15 protein-coding genes are annotated in these 15205 nt (G+C 67.9%); 6 read left to right on the top strand and 9 right to left on the bottom strand.

Going from position 1 to position 15205, the window contains the following annotated elements; translation table 11 throughout:
* Positions 1 to 25 precede the first annotated feature (25 nt).
* From AC1RTA_RS01105 to AC1RTA_RS01085, 5 genes are read right to left on the bottom strand one after another with little or no spacing between them, the layout of a single operon-like run.
* On the bottom strand, positions 26 to 283 hold the full coding sequence (locus AC1RTA_RS01105; protein ID WP_014236133.1) for a YfhL family 4Fe-4S dicluster ferredoxin: 258 nt from the start codon (positions 281 to 283) through the stop codon (positions 26 to 28).
* Positions 284 to 299: 16 nt separating this feature from the next.
* Positions 300 to 797 (bottom strand): pantetheine-phosphate adenylyltransferase, encoded by a 498-nt coding sequence (gene coaD, locus AC1RTA_RS01100; protein ID WP_014236132.1) that lies wholly within the window; start codon positions 795 to 797, stop codon positions 300 to 302.
* Positions 787 to 1395 (bottom strand): 16S rRNA (guanine(966)-N(2))-methyltransferase RsmD, encoded by a 609-nt coding sequence (rsmD, locus tag AC1RTA_RS01095; RefSeq protein ID WP_014236131.1) that lies wholly within the window; start codon positions 1393 to 1395, stop codon positions 787 to 789. Before rsmD ends, coaD begins: the two co-directional genes overlap by 11 nt.
* Complete coding sequence (locus AC1RTA_RS01090) at positions 1395 to 2690, bottom strand: M16 family metallopeptidase (protein WP_492783753.1); 1296 nt, start codon at positions 2688 to 2690, stop codon at positions 1395 to 1397. The genes rsmD and AC1RTA_RS01090 overlap by 1 nt, the downstream gene beginning before the upstream one ends.
* Before the next feature lie 11 nt (positions 2691 to 2701).
* Entirely contained in the window at positions 2702 to 4069 is a 1368-nt protein-coding gene (locus AC1RTA_RS01085; protein ID WP_492783752.1) for a M16 family metallopeptidase, read from the bottom strand.
* Positions 4070 to 4239: 170 nt separating this feature from the next.
* Between AC1RTA_RS01085 and ftsY the strand changes: the two genes are divergently transcribed.
* Genes ftsY through ftsX form a run of 3 tightly spaced genes read left to right on the top strand, consistent with a single transcriptional unit; the run spans position 4240 to position 6840 of the window.
* Complete coding sequence (gene ftsY / locus AC1RTA_RS01080; RefSeq protein ID WP_130459496.1) at positions 4240 to 5244, top strand: signal recognition particle-docking protein FtsY; 1005 nt, start codon at positions 4240 to 4242, stop codon at positions 5242 to 5244.
* Positions 5245 to 5257: 13 nt separating this feature from the next.
* The gene (locus AC1RTA_RS01075) at positions 5258 to 5938 is read left to right on the top strand and encodes a cell division ATP-binding protein FtsE (protein ID WP_130459497.1); all 681 of its coding nucleotides are present in this window, start codon (positions 5258 to 5260) and stop codon (positions 5936 to 5938) included.
* Positions 5935 to 6840, top strand: a complete 906-nt coding sequence (gene ftsX / locus AC1RTA_RS01070; RefSeq protein ID WP_014236126.1) for a permease-like cell division protein FtsX — start codon at positions 5935 to 5937, stop codon at positions 6838 to 6840. The genes AC1RTA_RS01075 and ftsX overlap by 4 nt, the downstream gene beginning before the upstream one ends.
* A gap of 19 nt (positions 6841 to 6859) precedes the next feature.
* Here the strand turns inward: ftsX and AC1RTA_RS01065 are convergent, their stop codons facing one another.
* The 4 genes from AC1RTA_RS01065 to argS form a co-directional block, all read right to left on the bottom strand.
* On the bottom strand, positions 6860 to 7633 hold the full coding sequence (locus AC1RTA_RS01065) for an SDR family oxidoreductase (RefSeq protein WP_492783751.1): 774 nt from the start codon (positions 7631 to 7633) through the stop codon (positions 6860 to 6862).
* A gap of 77 nt (positions 7634 to 7710) precedes the next feature.
* Positions 7711 to 8370 carry a thiol:disulfide interchange protein DsbA/DsbL gene (locus tag AC1RTA_RS01060; RefSeq protein WP_492783750.1) on the bottom strand — a complete coding sequence of 220 codons (660 nt, stop codon included), beginning with the start codon at positions 8368 to 8370 and terminating at the stop codon, positions 7711 to 7713.
* An 11-nt stretch (positions 8371 to 8381) separates the two neighbouring features.
* Entirely contained in the window at positions 8382 to 9044 is a 663-nt protein-coding gene (locus tag AC1RTA_RS01055; RefSeq protein ID WP_492783749.1) for an SPOR domain-containing protein, read from the bottom strand.
* A 46-nt stretch (positions 9045 to 9090) separates the two neighbouring features.
* Complete coding sequence (argS, locus tag AC1RTA_RS01050) at positions 9091 to 10833, bottom strand: arginine--tRNA ligase (RefSeq protein WP_492783748.1); 1743 nt, start codon at positions 10831 to 10833, stop codon at positions 9091 to 9093.
* A gap of 118 nt (positions 10834 to 10951) precedes the next feature.
* Here argS and ubiB point away from each other — a divergent pair, with 118 nt between their 5' ends.
* From ubiB to AC1RTA_RS01035, 3 genes are all read left to right on the top strand, one after another.
* On the top strand, positions 10952 to 12502 hold the full coding sequence (ubiB, locus tag AC1RTA_RS01045) for a ubiquinone biosynthesis regulatory protein kinase UbiB (RefSeq protein WP_492783747.1): 1551 nt from the start codon (positions 10952 to 10954) through the stop codon (positions 12500 to 12502).
* Positions 12503 to 12527: 25 nt separating this feature from the next.
* On the top strand, positions 12528 to 13406 hold the full coding sequence (locus tag AC1RTA_RS01040) for an arginase (RefSeq protein WP_492783746.1): 879 nt from the start codon (positions 12528 to 12530) through the stop codon (positions 13404 to 13406).
* Positions 13407 to 13610: 204 nt separating this feature from the next.
* Positions 13611 to 15113, top strand: a complete 1503-nt coding sequence (locus AC1RTA_RS01035; protein WP_152090094.1) for a high affinity choline transporter 1 — start codon at positions 13611 to 13613, stop codon at positions 15111 to 15113.
* Positions 15114 to 15205: the final 92 nt, after the last annotated feature.

The raw sequence follows: 15205 nt of genomic DNA, 5'->3' as shown, positions 1-15205 counted from the left end.
GGGCCGTTGCCGGCCCGGAGAAGGCTCAGGCGCGCTTGTTGCCGGTCAGCTTCTCGTACTTGCTCCACAGCTGGTCTTCGCTTTCGACCACGTCCGGGTTCTTGGGGATGCAATCCACCGGGCACACTTCAACGCACTGGGGGGTGTCGTAGTGGCCGACGCACTCGGTGCACTTGCTGGGGTCGATCTGATAGATCTCTTCGCCCTGGGAGATGGCCTCGTTGGGGCACTCCGGCTCGCACACGTCACAGTTGATGCATTCGTCGGTAATCATCAAAGCCATAGCTGCTTTCCTTCATTCAAGATAGTTCGGAGACTTTTTTCGCCGCCAGCCGCTTCTCCACGACCGGCTGGACGAACTTGCTGACATCCCCCCCCAACCGGGCGATCTCGCGCACCATGGTGGCGGAAATGAACATGTACTGCTCCCCAGGCGTCAGGAATACTGTTTCGACCTCGGGATACAGATTACGGTTCATCCCCGCCATCTGGAATTCGTATTCAAAGTCGGACACCGCCCGCAAACCGCGGATGATGACCTTGGCGCCTTGCTGGTGGAGGAAATCCATCAGCAGGCAGGAAAAACCTTTCACTTCCACGTTGCCATAGGGCGCCAGGATTTCCTGGGCCATGGCGACCCGGTCTTCCAGGCCGAAGAACGGGCGTTTGTTCGGGCTGTCGGCCACGGCCACGATGACCCGGTCGAACAGGCTGGAGGCACGCCGGACCAGATCCTCGTGCCCCTTGGTCAGGGGGTCGAAGGTTCCCGGGTAGATCGCCAGTCGGTTATTCAGCATCGGCATTGTTCCGCGCCATAAGGTGGTAGAAGACCTGCCCGGCCTTGCCGCGCTTCACTGTGGCCCAGTCGCCCAGGCTTTCCAGGGGCTTTTCCGCTTCGGCGTAAATCACGCCGTCTTCCTTCAGCACCCGGGACAGGAGGGGTTCCAGTTTTTCCAGCCAACCGAGATGGTAGGGCGGATCGAGGAACACCAGATCGAAACGCAGCTCCGTAGAGGCGACGAATTTTAGCGCATCTTCCCGGATTATCTGCAAATTTTCCCCTTGCAGCAGGGCGGCGTTGTCTTTCAGGGCGGCAAAGGCCTTGGGCGAGCGCTCCACCAGGACGGAGCGGGCGGCTCCGCGGGAGGCCGCCTCGAAACCCAGGGCGCCGCTGCCGGCAAAGAGATCCAGGCAGTTCCAGCCCGTCAGGTCCTGGCCCAGCCAGTTGAAGAGGGTTTCCCGCACCCGGTCCGGCGTCGGCCGCAGGCCTTCGCCGTCGGGGAAGGAGAGCACCCGGCGGCGCCACTCGCCGCCGATGATGCGCACCACGTTGTTGCCCGCCCGGGCCCGGGCGGCGCCGGCCCGGCCGGCCGGCTGCGGTCCGGGGCGGGCCATCAGTCGGCAGCCACCTTGACCGTCACCAGGTGCTGGGGCAGCACGTGGCGCTGGAAGGCGGCCTTGATGTCGGCGGCGCTGACCTTCTCCACCTTGGCGGCGTAAGTATCCAGGTAGTCCAGGGGCAGGCCGTAGAAGCCGATCACCGCCACGTTGTCGAGCAGCTTGCGGTTGCTGTCCAGGCGCAGGGGGAAGCTGCCGACCATGTTGTCCTTGGCCGCCTTCAGCTCCTTCTCGGTGACGCCCTTGGCGAGGAAGTCCTGCAGCACCTCATTGACCACTTTGAGGGCATCGCCGGCCTGGGCCCGCTTGGTCTGCAGGCCGATCTGGAAGGGACCCCGGGCCACCATGGGGGCGAAATAGCTGTAGGTGCTGTAGGCGTAGCCCCGGGCATCGCGTACTTCCTTGAGCAGGCGGGAAACAAAGCCGCCGCCGCCAAGGACGTAGTTGCCCACCTGCAGGGCGTAGAAGTCCGGATCGCCCCGGGGAATGGCGGGCAGGCCGAGCAGGAGATGGGACTGGGTGGCCGGATGGGGCACTGACACCACCCGCCCCTGGGGCAGGCTGGCCGCCGGGATGGGGGCAGCCGGACCACCGGCGGGTAGACCGGCCGTCAGCTTCTCGGCAATGGCCTCGGCCTCGCTGCGGGAGAGGTCGCCCACCAGGGTGACGCTGGCCTTGGCGGCGTTGTAGTTGGCGCGCCAGAAGGACTCCACATCGGCCCGGGTCAGGCTTTCCAGGGACTCGGGGGTGGATACCCGGCCATAGGGATGGTCCGGGTAGAGGGCCTGCCAGAAGGCCCGGCTGGCCAGCACTTCAGGCTTGGTCAGGGCGTCCCGCAGACCGGCCACGGCGCGCACCTGCTCCCGCTGCAGCACCGCCTCGGGGAAGCGGGGCTGCTGCAGCACCAGGCGCATGATCTCCAGGGCGCCATCCCGGGTTTCCCGGGCCGCCAGGGTGCGCAGGCTCAGGCTGGCCCGGTCCTGGTCGGCACCGCCGCCCAGGTTGGCGCCCAGGTCGGCCAGGCGGTTGGAAATGGCGGTCTCGTCCAGGTCGCCGGCACCGCCGTCGAGCAGGCCGTGGGTGAAGCCGGCCAGGCCCGACTTGCCGGCCGGGTCCCGGGAGCTGCCGGCGGCAAAGTCCACCTGCACGTCCACGATGGGCAGGGCATGGTTTTCGACGAAATAGACCCGGGCGCCGGAGGGGGCGACCCAGTGCTCGATGGTGACCCCGGCCTGGGCGGCAGAGCCCAGCAGGGCGGCGGCAAAGAGCAGGAAATTAGGCAGTCGCATCATGGTCTCCTCGATCAGTGGCGCACGCCGGCGGGGGCGCGGCGGCGGGGAGCATCGGCCAGGGGCTGGGGTTCCAGCAGGCCCACGGTGAGGCTGTCGTCGTTGAAATACTGCTTGGCCACCCGCTGCACGTCGGCGGCGGTGACGGCCTGGAGCTTTTCGATCATGCGCTCCACGGACTTGTAGGAGAGGCCGACGATTTCCATCTGACCGATCTCCATGGCCTGGGCGAACATGGAGTCCCGCTTGTACACCTGGCTCGCCACCAGCTGGGCGCGGGCCCGCTTCAGTTCTTCCTCGCTGACGCCGTCGGCGGCAATGCGCGCCACTTCGGCCTTGAGGGCGGCCTCCAGCTCGGCCGGGGTATGGCCCTCGGCGGGCGTGCCCAGCATGAGGAAGAGGGAGGGGCCGCGGCTGCTGTTGTCGTAACCCGAGCCCACGGACTGGGCTAGACGCTGGTCCTTCACCAGGTGCTGGGTGAGGCGGGCGCCGTCGTGGCCGTCCAGCACGGCACCGAGCATTTCCAGGGCGTAGGGGTCGCTGTCCTTGTTCACGTCGCGCAGGGTCGGCGCCTTCCAGGCCAGCAGCACCTGGGGCAGTTCCGCCGGGCCCTTCACGGTAACGCGGCGACTGCCCTTCTGGGGCGCCTCGGCAATGGGCTTGCGCGCCGGCAGGGCGCGGGGCTTGAGCTGGCCGTAGGTCTTTTCCGCCAGGCGGAAGACGGCCTCGTGGTCCACATCGCCCACCACCACCAGGGTGGCGTTGTTGGGCACGTACCACTGCTGGTACCAGTGGCGCAGGTCGGCGGCGGTCATCTGCTCCAGGTCCGCCATCCAGCCGATCACCGGCCGGCGGTAGGGATGGGCCGAGTAGGCCACGGCATTGAGGGCTTCGAACAGCAGGGACTGGGGATTGTCGTCGGTGCGCATGCGCCGCTCTTCCATGATCACCTGGATTTCCTTGGCGAATTCCTTCGGGTCCAGGGTCAGGTGGCCCATGCGGTCCGCCTCCAGGGCCATCATCTCGGGCAGCTTCTGCTTGGGAATCTGCTGGAAGTAGGCGGTGTAGTCGTAGTTGGTGAAGGCGTTGTCGCGGCCACCGGCAGCCGCCACCCGCTTGTTGAACTCGCCCGGGCCGACCTTGGGCGTGCCCTTGAACATCATGTGCTCCAGGGCATGGGCGACGCCGGAGGTGCCGTCCACCTCGTCCATGCTGCCCACCTTGTACCAGACCATGTGCACCGCCGTGGGCGCACGCCGGTCTTCCTTGACGATGACCTTGAGGCCGTTCTTCAGGGTGGTTTCATAGGGATTGGCCAGGACTGCGCCAATGGGGAGCAGGCCCAGCAGCAGGGCCAGGAGTCTCGATTTTCTGGGGATCATGGTTCGCTTCCGAAATGAAATGCCCCGCAGGGCCATGAACGGGCGAATTCGGCAACGTCCTCGGGGGACGCTTGGGCTAAAATTCGGATTTTCCTGCGGCGCATCTTACCGAGCCGCCCTCCCCCTGTCAGCCCTGACAGCCCGGGAACGAACTTAGAACGGAACCCCGCATGTTTGGTTTCTTGAAAAAATCCGACAAAGACCAGGACGCCACGCCCGCCACCGCAGCCGCCGTGGCGCCGGTGCCGGAGCCCCTGGACAAGCCGCTCTCCTGGCGCGAGCGCCTTTTCGCCGGCCTCTCCCGCACCCGCTCCCAGCTTGGCGGCAAGCTCAAGTCCGTCTTTGCCCGAGGCAAGGTGGACGACGAACTGCTGGAAGAACTGGAGACCCTGTTGCTGACCAGCGACGTGGGCATGGACGCCACCATGCACCTGCTCGACGAACTGAAGCGCCGCGCCAAGCAGGACAAGCTGGAAGGCGCCGCCGCCATCCAGCAGGCCCTGGCCGACACCCTGGCCCAGATGCTGGCGCCCCTGGAAGCGCCCCTGCAGGTGGATAGCCACAAGCCCTTCGTCATCATGATTGCCGGGGTCAACGGCGCCGGCAAGACCACCTCCATCGGCAAGCTGGCCAAGTACTTCCAGGGCCAGGGCAAGAGCGTGCTGCTGGCCGCCGGCGACACCTTCCGCGCCGCTGCCCGGGAACAGCTGATGACCTGGGGCGAGCGCAACAACGTCACGGTCATCGCCCAGGAATCCGGCGACCCGGCGGCCGTGGTCTTCGATGCCATCGCCGCCGCCAAGGCCCGGGGCATCGACGTGGTGCTGGCTGACACCGCCGGCCGCCTGCCCACCCAGCTGCACCTCATGGAAGAGATCGCCAAGGTGCGCCGGGTGATCCAGAAGGCCGACCCCACCGGCCCCCACGAGGTGATGCTGGTGCTGGATGCCAACATCGGCCAGAACGCCCTGGCCCAGGTGAAGGCCTTCGACAAGTCCATCAACGTCACCGGCCTGGTGCTGACCAAGCTGGACGGCACCGCCAAGGGCGGCGTCATCGCCGCCATCGCCCGCCAGTGTCCCAAGCCGGTGCGCTTCATCGGCGTCGGCGAAGGCATCGACGACCTGCGCCCCTTCGTCGCCCGGGACTTCGTGGACGCCCTCTTCGGCGAGTAAGCTCAGGACCGTCATGATCTCCTTCTCCGCGGTACACAAGCGCTACCCCACCGGCTACGAAGCCCTGCGGGGCGTGAGTTTCGACATCGACGCGGGGGAGCTGGTCTTCATCACCGGCCACTCCGGCGCCGGCAAGACCACCCTGTGCAAGCTGGCCGCCGCCATCGAGCGCCCCACCTCGGGCAGCGTGGTGGTGAACGGGCAGAACCTGGCAGCCCTGCGCAAGAGCGCCATTCCCTACGTGCGGCGCAACTTCGGCCTGGTCTTCCAGGACCAGAAGCTGCTCTTCGACCGCACCGTGCTCGACAACGTGCTGCTGCCCCTGGCCATCGTCGGCCTCTCCCCCAAGGAAGCCGGCAAACGGGCCCGGGCGGCCCTGGACAAGGTGGGCCTGCTGGAACGGGAGAAAGCCAACCCCATCGCCCTCTCCGGCGGCGAACAGCAACGGCTGGCCATCGCCCGAGCGGTGGTTAACCGGCCCGCCATCCTCCTCGCCGACGAGCCCACGGCCAACCTGGACACGGATTCCGCCGGCGAAGTGATGGAGCTGTTCAAGGCCTTCCACCAGGTCGGCGTCACCGTCATCCTCGCCACCCACGACACCCAATGGGTGCGCCACCTGAATCCCCGGGTCCTGTGGGTCGAACACGGCCAGGTGCGGGCCCCCGGCGAACGCCCGGAAGGACAAGCATGAATGCCTGGCTCACCCAACACCTGTCGGCCCTCCAGGGCGCCTGGCAGCGGCTTGCCGCCTCGCCCCTCAACACCGTGCTGTCCCTGCTGGTGATCGGCATCGCCCTGACCCTGCCCGCCGCCGGCGTGGTGGTCCTGGACAACCTGCGCCAGGCCGCCGCCGGCGTCGCCAGCACCCAGCAGATCAGCGTCTTCCTCAGCCCCGAGGCCAGCCGCAAGGAGGCCACGGAGATGGAATCCCGCCTGCGCCAGGAGGTCTCCGGCAGCATTGTCTTCGTGCCCCGGGAAGACGCCCTGAAGCGACTCCAGGGCACCGCCGGCATGGCCGAACTGGTGGCCAGCCTACCGCGCAACCCCCTGCCCGACGCCTTCATCGTGGAACCGCGCAACGCCGCACCGGAACAGCTGGAAGCCCTGGCCAAGACCCTCTCGGCCTGGCCCAAGGTCGCCCACGTACAGCTGGATTCGGCCTGGATCAAGCGTTTCGACGCCTTCCTGCGCCTCGGCCGGCTGGCCGTGCTGCTGCTGGCCGCCGCCTTCGCCGCCGCCCTGGTGGCCGTCACCTTCAACACCATCCGCCTGCAGATCCTGGCCCAGGCCGACGAAATCGAAGTGGCCAAGCTGATCGGCGCCACCGACGGTTTCATCCGCCGCCCCTACTACTACTTCGGCGCCCTCCAGGGCATCCTCGGCGGTCTCATCGCCATGCTCCTGGTCAGCGCCGCCGTGGCCGTCCTCTCCGGGCCGGTCAGCCAGCTGGCCAGCCTCTACGCCACCGCCTTCCGCCTGCACGGCCTGGGCCTCGACCACTCCCTGCTGCTGCTCGGCGTCGGCGCCCTCCTCGGCTGGCTCGGCGCCCAGCTCTCGGTAGGACTCTACCTGCGACAGATCGAACCGAAGTAAACGAGACCTTGGTTTCCCATCAGTCCAGCAGGCCCCGGGGCTTGCGCGGGGCCTGGGTGAACAAGCGGTCGTAGAGCCAGTTGGGCAGGAGCCGCAGGACCTTCGCCACCACCCCCATCTGCCAGGGAATGACCGTGTAGCTGGTGCCCTTCGCCACCGCCCGGGCGAAGCGCCGCGCCGCTTCCGCTGCCGGCAGCAGGAAGGGCATGGGATAGGGGTTGAAGGCGGTCATGGGGGTTTCGATATAGCCCGGGGCGATGGTCACCACCTTGATGCCCTTGGGCGCCATTTCCAGGCGCAGGGATTCCAGATAGGCGATGGCGGCGGCCTTGGAGGCCGAATAGGCTTCGGCCCCCGGCAGGCCCCGGATGCCGGCGACGGAGGCGATGCCCACCAGGCGCCTGTCGCCGCCGGCGGCGGCCATGGGGCCGATGAAGGGGGCGAAGGTGGCGGCCATGCCGTAGACGTTGGTGTCCATCACCTTGCGGAAGGCCGCCAGGTCTTCCGGGCATTCGCTGAGGGTGCCGACGGAGACGCCGGCGTTGGCGATGACGATGTCCGGGGCGCCGTGGCGAGCCGTGAAGTCGGCAGCGGCGGCGGCCAGGGCTGGGGCGTCGCTCACATCCAGGGCATAGGCGGCGTGGCGGCCGGGCAGGTCGGCCAGGAGGTCCGTCAGTGCTTGTTGCCGGCGGGCTGCCAGGCCAAGGGTGGCGCCCTGTTCGGCGTAGTGGCGGGCCAGGGCGGCGCCGATGCCGCTGGAGGCGCCAGTGATGAAGACCTTGAGGGATGCCATGAATGTTCCGCAGGTGGATGTGAAATCGCCCGGAGGGCGGGGCCGTCCGGGCGATGGTGTGGGTCTGCCGGCGGGGCTTACTTCTTCTTGCCGGCCCGCTCGGCGCGGATGTTCTCGATCAGCAGGTCGGCGTTGCGCAGCACGTCCTTGAAGGCTTCGCCCTTGACCACGTAGCGGCCGTCCACCACCACCATGGGCACGCCATCCACCTTGTAGGCCCGGGCGATCTGGTCGGCCCGGCTCATCTTGCTGTTCACGCCGAAGGAGGCAAAGGCCTCGGCAAACTTCTTGCCGTCGGCGCCCTGCTTGCCCACCCACTCCTCGGCGGTGCGGGGGTCGAACAGATTGACGCGCTGGTCGTGGATAGCCTTGAACACGGCTTCGTCCAGCTTGGCCAGGTCGCCGGTGGTTTCCAGGGCGTAGTACAGCTTGGCCACGTTGTTCCAGGCGGGGCGGCCGAAGGTGATGGGCACCTTCTTGAAGGCCACGTCCGGACCCAGGCGGGAGGCCCAGGCGTGGATCAGGGGGTTGAAGTCGGCGCAGTGGGGGCAGCCGTAGGAGAAGAATTCGATCACTTCGATCTTGGTGCCGCTGTCGGTGGCGATGGGCGGGTTGATCGCCTGGAACTGGGGCTGCTGCTGGGCAACGGCCGGCTGCAAAGCAGCGGCAGCCAGCAGGGCCAGGGGCGCCAGCCAGCGGCGCAGGCGGGAATACAGGGAAGCGGAGGTCTGGGTCATGGGGGTTTCCTTCAGTCCTTGTTCTTGACGATATTGGCTTCGACGCCGGCCTTGGCCAGCTCGGCGCGCACCTTGTTCACTTCATCGATCTTGGTGTACGGCCCCAGGCGCACCCGGTACCACACCTTGTCGCCCACCATCACTTGCTGCACGGTGGCTTCCACCCCCAACATGGCCAGACTGGCCTTCTGATTGTCCGCGTCGCCCGGCTTCTGGAAGGAGCCGGCCTGGAGGAACACGGGTTCCTTGGCGGCGGCGCCGTCCTTGGCGTCCTTGGCGTCCTTGGCCTCCTTCCCGTCCTTGCCATCCTTGGCCGTCTTGGCGTCGGGCTTGGCTTCCGGGGCGGGAACAGCGTCGGCGTTGCCGGGCAGAATCTTGTAGAAGTCGAAACGGGGCTTTTCCGGCACCGGGTCGCCGGGCTTGCCGGGCAGGGCCGCCGGGGCGGGGGCCTGGGCCGGTGCTGCCTTGTCCGCCGCCTTCTCGCCCGGCTTGGGCAGGGCCTCCGGCGGCATGGGGGCGCCGTTCTGGGTCTTGTTCACAAAGGGCATCGGCGCCTTGTTGATGTACCAGGCGACGCCCAGGGCCGCCACCACCCCCAGGATGAGGCCGATAAAGATGCCGATCAGGGTGCCGCCGCCGGACTTTTTCCTGGCGGGGGCCTTGCGGGGTTTCATGTCACGACTCATGGTTCTCTGCTCAACGTATGGGGGCGGGGTTGGCTTACATGGAGGCCGGGCAGGAAACACCCAGCAGGGCCATGCCGTTACGGATCACCTGGCGCACGGCGGCGGCCAGGGCGACGCGGGAACGGGCCAGGGCGGCGTCGTCCACCAGCATGCGTTCGGCATTGTAATAACTGTGGAAGTCGGCGGCCAGGTCCTTCAGGTAGAAGGCCACCTGGTGCGGCGCCAGGTCTTCGGCGGCATTGGCGACGACTTCGGGGAAGGCGGCCAGGCGGGCGGCCACGGCCAGTTCCCGCGGGTGGGTCAGCAGGGAGAGGTCGGCACCGGCCAGCTCGGCCTCATTGCCGCCGGCATCGCCCCACTGCTTGACCACGGAGCAGACCCGGGCGTGGGCGTACTGGATGTAGTAGACCGGGTTCTCGTTGGTCTGGCTCTTGGCCAGGTCCAGGTCGAAGTCCAGATGCTGGTCGGACTTGCGCAGCACGTAGAAGAAGCGGCAGGCGTCGTTGCCCACTTCGCCGCGCAGCTGGCGCAGGGTGACGAACTCGCCGGAGCGGGTGGACATGGCGGCCTTCTCGCCGTTGCGGTAGAGCACGGCGAACTGCACCAGGGCCACGTGCAGCTTGGCTTCATCCTGGTCCAGGGCCTGCAGGGCGCCCTTCACCCGGGGGATGTAGCCGTGGTGGTCGGCGCCCCAGATGTTGATGACCTTGTCGAAGCCCCGGTCGAACTTGTTCAGGTGGTAGGCGATGTCGGAGGCGAAGTAGGTGAACAGGCCGTTTTCACGCTGCACCACCCGGTCCTTCTCATCGCCGAAGGCGGTGGAACGGAACCACTTGGCGCCGTTCTGCACGTAGAGGTGGCCGGCAGCTTCCAGCTTCTCCACGCACTTGGCCACCAGACCGGTATCGAAGAGGGACTTTTCGGAGAACCAGACGTCGAAGTGCACGCCGAACTCTTCCAGGTCGTCCTTGCCATCCGCCAGCTGCTCGGACAGGGCGTGCTGGTGGATGTAGCTCCAGTCCGGGCCGAGCAGATTCTTGGCGTTGGCGATGAGGGCGTCCAGGTGGCCCTCCTTGTCCGCTTCCACGTCGGGAGCGCCGGCCAGGATGTCCGCCGCCGGGCGCAGGTACTTGTTGCCGTGGGCTTCCTTGATCTGGCGGGCCATGTCGCGCACGTAGTCGCCCTGGTAGCCGTTGGGCGGGAAGGGGACGTTGATGTCGTAGAGGCCGAGGTAGCGCAGCCAGGTGGAGAGACCGAGGATGTCCATCTGCCGGCCGGCGTCATTGACGTAGTACTCCCGGGTCACATCCCAGCCGACGAAGGCCAGCAGGCTGGAGAGGGAGGCGCCATAGGCGGCGCCGCGGCCATGGCCGACGTGGAGGGGGCCGGTGGGGTTGGCGGAGACGAATTCCACCTGCACCTTCTGCTTGCCGCCGGCATTGCTGCGGCCGTATTCACCGGCCTTGGCCAGCACGGCCTGGACCACGGCGGTCTTGGCGGCAGCCTTGAGGGTGAAGTTGATGAAGCCAGCGCCGGCGATGTCCACCTTTTCCACCCAGGCGGAGGGCGGCAGCTCATTGACCAGCTGCTGGGCGATTTCCCGCGGGTTCTTTTTCAGTTCCCGGGCCAGCTGCATTGCCACGTTGGCGGCGAAGTCGCCGTGGGACTCCTGTTTCGGGCGTTCCAGGGCGATGGGTGTGGCGGCGTGATCGGGGGCCACGCTCTTCAGGGCGGTCTGCAGCAGGTCGGCCAGGTGGGCCTTGATATCTTGACTCATAGGGAAATCGGGCGGTGCCAAAAGCTTGAAAGGGCCGATTATACCTGCCCGGCGCCGCGGGCCGGTCTGGATTCTGGTATTCTCGGCGGCTCCCTCCCCCGCCTCTTCCCGACTGACCATGCGCCTGCTGCGCCTCGCCAAGATCGCCACCGTCGCCATCCGTTACGGCCTCGACCAGATGGTGCTGGAACACGAGCCCACCGGCCGCGCCCGGGGCCTCTCCCGGCTTTCCCGCGCCCTCTTCTTCTGGCGCGACCTGGACCGCCGCTCCGAGGCCGAGCGCCTGCGCCTGGCCCTGGAAGCCCTGGGCCCCATCTTCGTCAAGTTCGGCCAGGTGCTGTCCACCCGCCGCGACCTGCTGCCGCCGGACCTGGCGGAGGAATTGGCCAAGCTGCAGGACCAGGTGCCGCCCTTCCCCTCGGCACAGGCCATCGCCCAGGTGGAGGCGGCCTACGGCAAGCCCCTGGCGGAAATCTTCGCCGAGTTCGACCCGACCCCGGTGGCCTCCGCCTCCGTCGCCCAGGTCCATTTCGCCCGCCTGCACGACGGCCGCGAAGTGGCGGTGAAGGTGCTGCGCCCCGGCATGAAGCCGGTCATCGGCCACGACCTGGCCCTCATGGACACCCTGGCCGGCCTCACCGAAAAGCTGTGGGCCGACGGCAAGCGCCTGAAGCCCCGGGAGGTGGTGGCCGAGTTCGCCAAGCACCTCTACGACGAGCTGGACCTGATGCGGGAAGCCGCCAACTGCTCCCAGCTGCGCCGCAATTTCGAGAATTCCCCCCTGCTGCTGGTGCCCGAGGTGCATTGGGACTACTGCACCCCGTCGGTGATGGTCATGGAGCGCATGCACGGCATCCCCATCAGCCAGACCCAGCGCCTGCAGGCCCAGGGCACCGACTTGAAGGCCCTGTCCCGGGCCGGGGTGGAGATCTTCTTCACCCAGGTCTTCCGCGACGGCTTCTTCCACGCCGACATGCACCCGGGCAACATCTTCGTCCATGCCGATGGCCGCTACATCGCCCTGGACTTCGGCATCGTCGCCACCCTCAACGACAACGACAAGAACTACCTGGCCCAGAACTTCCTGGCCTTCTTCCGCCGCGACTACAAGCGGGTGGCCGAGGCCCACATCGAATCCGGCTGGGCCCCCGCCGACACCCGGGTGGACGAGCTGGAAGCGGCCATCCGCGCCGTCTGCGAGCCCATCTTCGACCGCCCCCTGAAGGACATTTCCTTCGGCAAGCTGCTCTTGCGCCTGTTCCAGACCAGCCGCCGCTTCAATGTGGAAATCCAGCCCCAGCTGGTGATGCTGCAGAAGACCCTGCTCAACATCGAGGGCCTGGGCCGCCAGCTGGACCCGGACCTGGACCTGTGGAAGACCGCCAAGCCCTTCCTCGAGAAGTGGATGGAAAGCCAGATGGGCTGGCGTGGTTTCGTGCGCAACCTGAAGAACGAGGCGCCCTACTGGGCCCGCAGCCTGCCCCAGATTCCCCGCCTGGCCCAGCAGGCCCTGGCCGCCCAGGCCCGGGCGCCGGAAACCGGCGTCGCCACCCAGGCGGCCCTGGCCGCCATCCAGGCCACCCAGGCCCGCCACGAGCGCTGGCTGCGCCTGGCCCTGCTGCTGGCCGCCGGCATCTTCGCCCTGGAAATCTTCCGCAGCCTGGGCTGAGTCCGGGCCCGCCGCCTGCGCCGCCATGCACCGCACCCTCCGCCTCATCGGTGCCGCCAGCGGCGTCGGCGCCCAGGACCCGGGCTGCCACGCCGGCCCCACCGCCCTGCACCGGGCCCACGCCTTCGACGACCTGCAGCGCCGCCCCGATCTCAGCTGGGGCGAAACCCTCTTTCCGCGCCAGGCCCTGGGCGGCCGCGTGGCCGAGGTGGCCGACCTCTGCCAGCGCCTGGCCGAGGCGGTGCGCCAGGCCCGGGAGCGGGGCGAGACCCCGGTGGTGCTGGGCGGCGACCATTCCTGCGCCATCGGTACCTGGAGCGGCGTCCGCGCCGCCAGCCCGGCACCGGTCGGCCTGCTCTGGCTCGACGCCCATCTGGACAGCCACACCCCCGAAAGCACCCATTCCGGCGCCCTCCACGGCATGCCCCTGGCCTGCCTGCTGGGCCAGGGCGACCGGCGCCTGGTGACCGTGGGCGGCCCCGGGCCCAAGCTGCTGCCCGGGCATGTGGCCCTCATCGGGGTGCGCAGCTACGAGCCGGAGGAGCGGGAATTCCTCGACCGCCTCGGGGTGCGCGTGTTCACCATTGACGAGGTGCGGCAGCGGGGCCTGCCGGCGGTCTTCGGCGAAGCCCTGGCCCGGGTGCGACAGGCGCCCGGCGGCTACGGCGTCAGCCTGGACCTGGACGTCTTCGATCCCCGGGAAGCGCCGGGGGTGGGCAGCCCGGAACCGGCGGGCCTGTCCCAGACCGAACTGATGCCGGCCCTGGCCGGCCTGGCCGGGGACCCGGCCCTGCTGGCCCTGGAGGTGGTGGAGTTCAACCCGGACCGGGATGCAGGCGGGCGCACGGCAGCCCTGCTGGCCCGTCTCATCGGTGCCGTCTTCCCCCGCCGGCACGGGGCCTGAGAGGCCCGCCGGAGGGGCTTCCCGGCCCGGCTGCGGGGCACTGGGGGCGGCCTTTCCCGGGCCTTGATCGGCGGCGGCCCAAAATGGTGCGCCAAGGCACTGATTTGCTTGCCCTAAATCCTGCCGGCGCGGGGCGGAAATGCGGCTATACTTGCGCGTTTTTCAATTTTTCCGCCTCGTCATCGTCCCGGGATTTCCGCCACCATGACCACGCTCCTGGCCTTCGTCATCCTCTATCTCCTGGTCTCCATCGGCATCGGCCTGTTCGCTGCCACCCGGGTCCATAGCGCCAAGGATTTCGCCGTCGCCGGCCGCAGCCTGCCCCTGCCGGTGGTCACCGCCACGGTCTTCGCCACCTGGTTCGGCGCCGAGGCCGTGCTCGGGGTCTCCGCCACCTTCGTCAAGGAAGGCCTGGGCGGCGTCGTCGCCGACCCCTTCGGCGCCTCCCTCTGCCTCATCCTGGCCGGCCTCTTCTTCGCCAGCAAGCTGTACCGGATGAACCTGCTGACCATCGGCGACTACTACCGGCTGCGCTACAACCGTACCGTCGAGGTGCTCACCACCCTCTGCGTCGTGGTCTCCTACCTGGGCTGGGTCTCGGCCCAGATCAAGGCCCTGGGCCTGGTCTTCTTCGTTGTCACCGGCGGCGCCGTGTCCCAGGAGGCGGGCATGATCCTGGGCGCCCTCATCGTGCTGACCTACACCACCTTCGGCGGCATGTTCTCCGTGGCCATCCTGGACTTCGTGCAGATCACCGTGATCATGGGCGGCATGCTCTACATCGGCTACGTCATCTCCGGCCTCACCGGCGGCGTCGGCGCCGTGGTCGGCCACGCGGCGGCGGCGGGCAAGCTGGACTTCTTCCCCAAGGGCGGGCTGGAGGTGTGGGTGCCCTTCATCGGCGCCTGGATGACCATGATGCTGGGCTCCATTCCCCAGCAGGACGTGTTCCAGCGCATCACCTCGGCCAAGAACGAGAAGACCGCGATCCGCGGCTCGGTGCTGGGCGGCAGCCTCTACTTCGCCTTCGCCTTCGTGCCCATGTTCCTGGCCTACGCCGCCACCCTGATCGACCCGGCCATGTTCGGCGACCTGCTGGAACAGGATTCCCAGCTGGTGCTGCCCACCCTGATCCTGCAGCACACGCCGGTGTTCGCCCAGGTGGTGTTCTTCGGCGCCCTGCTCTCGGCCATCATGAGTTGCTCCTCGGCGACCCTGCTGGCGCCCTCCGTGGCCTTCTCCGAGAACATCCTGCGCGGCTTCTTCCCGCGCATGCCGGACCGCACCTTCCTCCTGGCCATGCGCACGGTGATCGTCTGCTTCGCCGGCACCGTGCTGCTGTTCGCCCTCAATTCCAACGAGAGCATCTTCCACATGGTGGAGAATGCCTACAAGATCACCCTGGTCACCGCCTTCATTCCCCTCTTCGCCGGCCTCTACTGGAAGAAGGCCAACACCCAGGGCGCCCTGTTCGCCATCTTCTCCGGTTTCTTCACCTGGATCCTCATGGAAGTGCTGGGGCCGGAAGACGCCACCTGGCCGCCCCAGGTGCTGGGCTTCCTCGTCGCCGGCGTGGCCATGGTGGCCGGTTCCCTGCTGCCCCGCGTGGTGGGCCAGCCGACTCCGGTGCCCTTCGGCCACGAGCACCATGCCGCCGGCCTGACCCATCACCTGGGCGAACACCCTCACCATCACGACGGCCGCTGACGGCCGACTGCGGCATGGCACGGTTGCCATGCCTAATGGGTCACACCGGCCGGGCTGAAATAGGCGCACAATGTTCCTTCGCCCGCCGGGCC

It is taken from the genome of Azospira sp. MPR-E4 (genome assembly GCF_058809645.1).
Note: the sequence above shows the minus strand (reverse complement) of the source record. Positions and strands in the feature narration are given on the sequence as shown.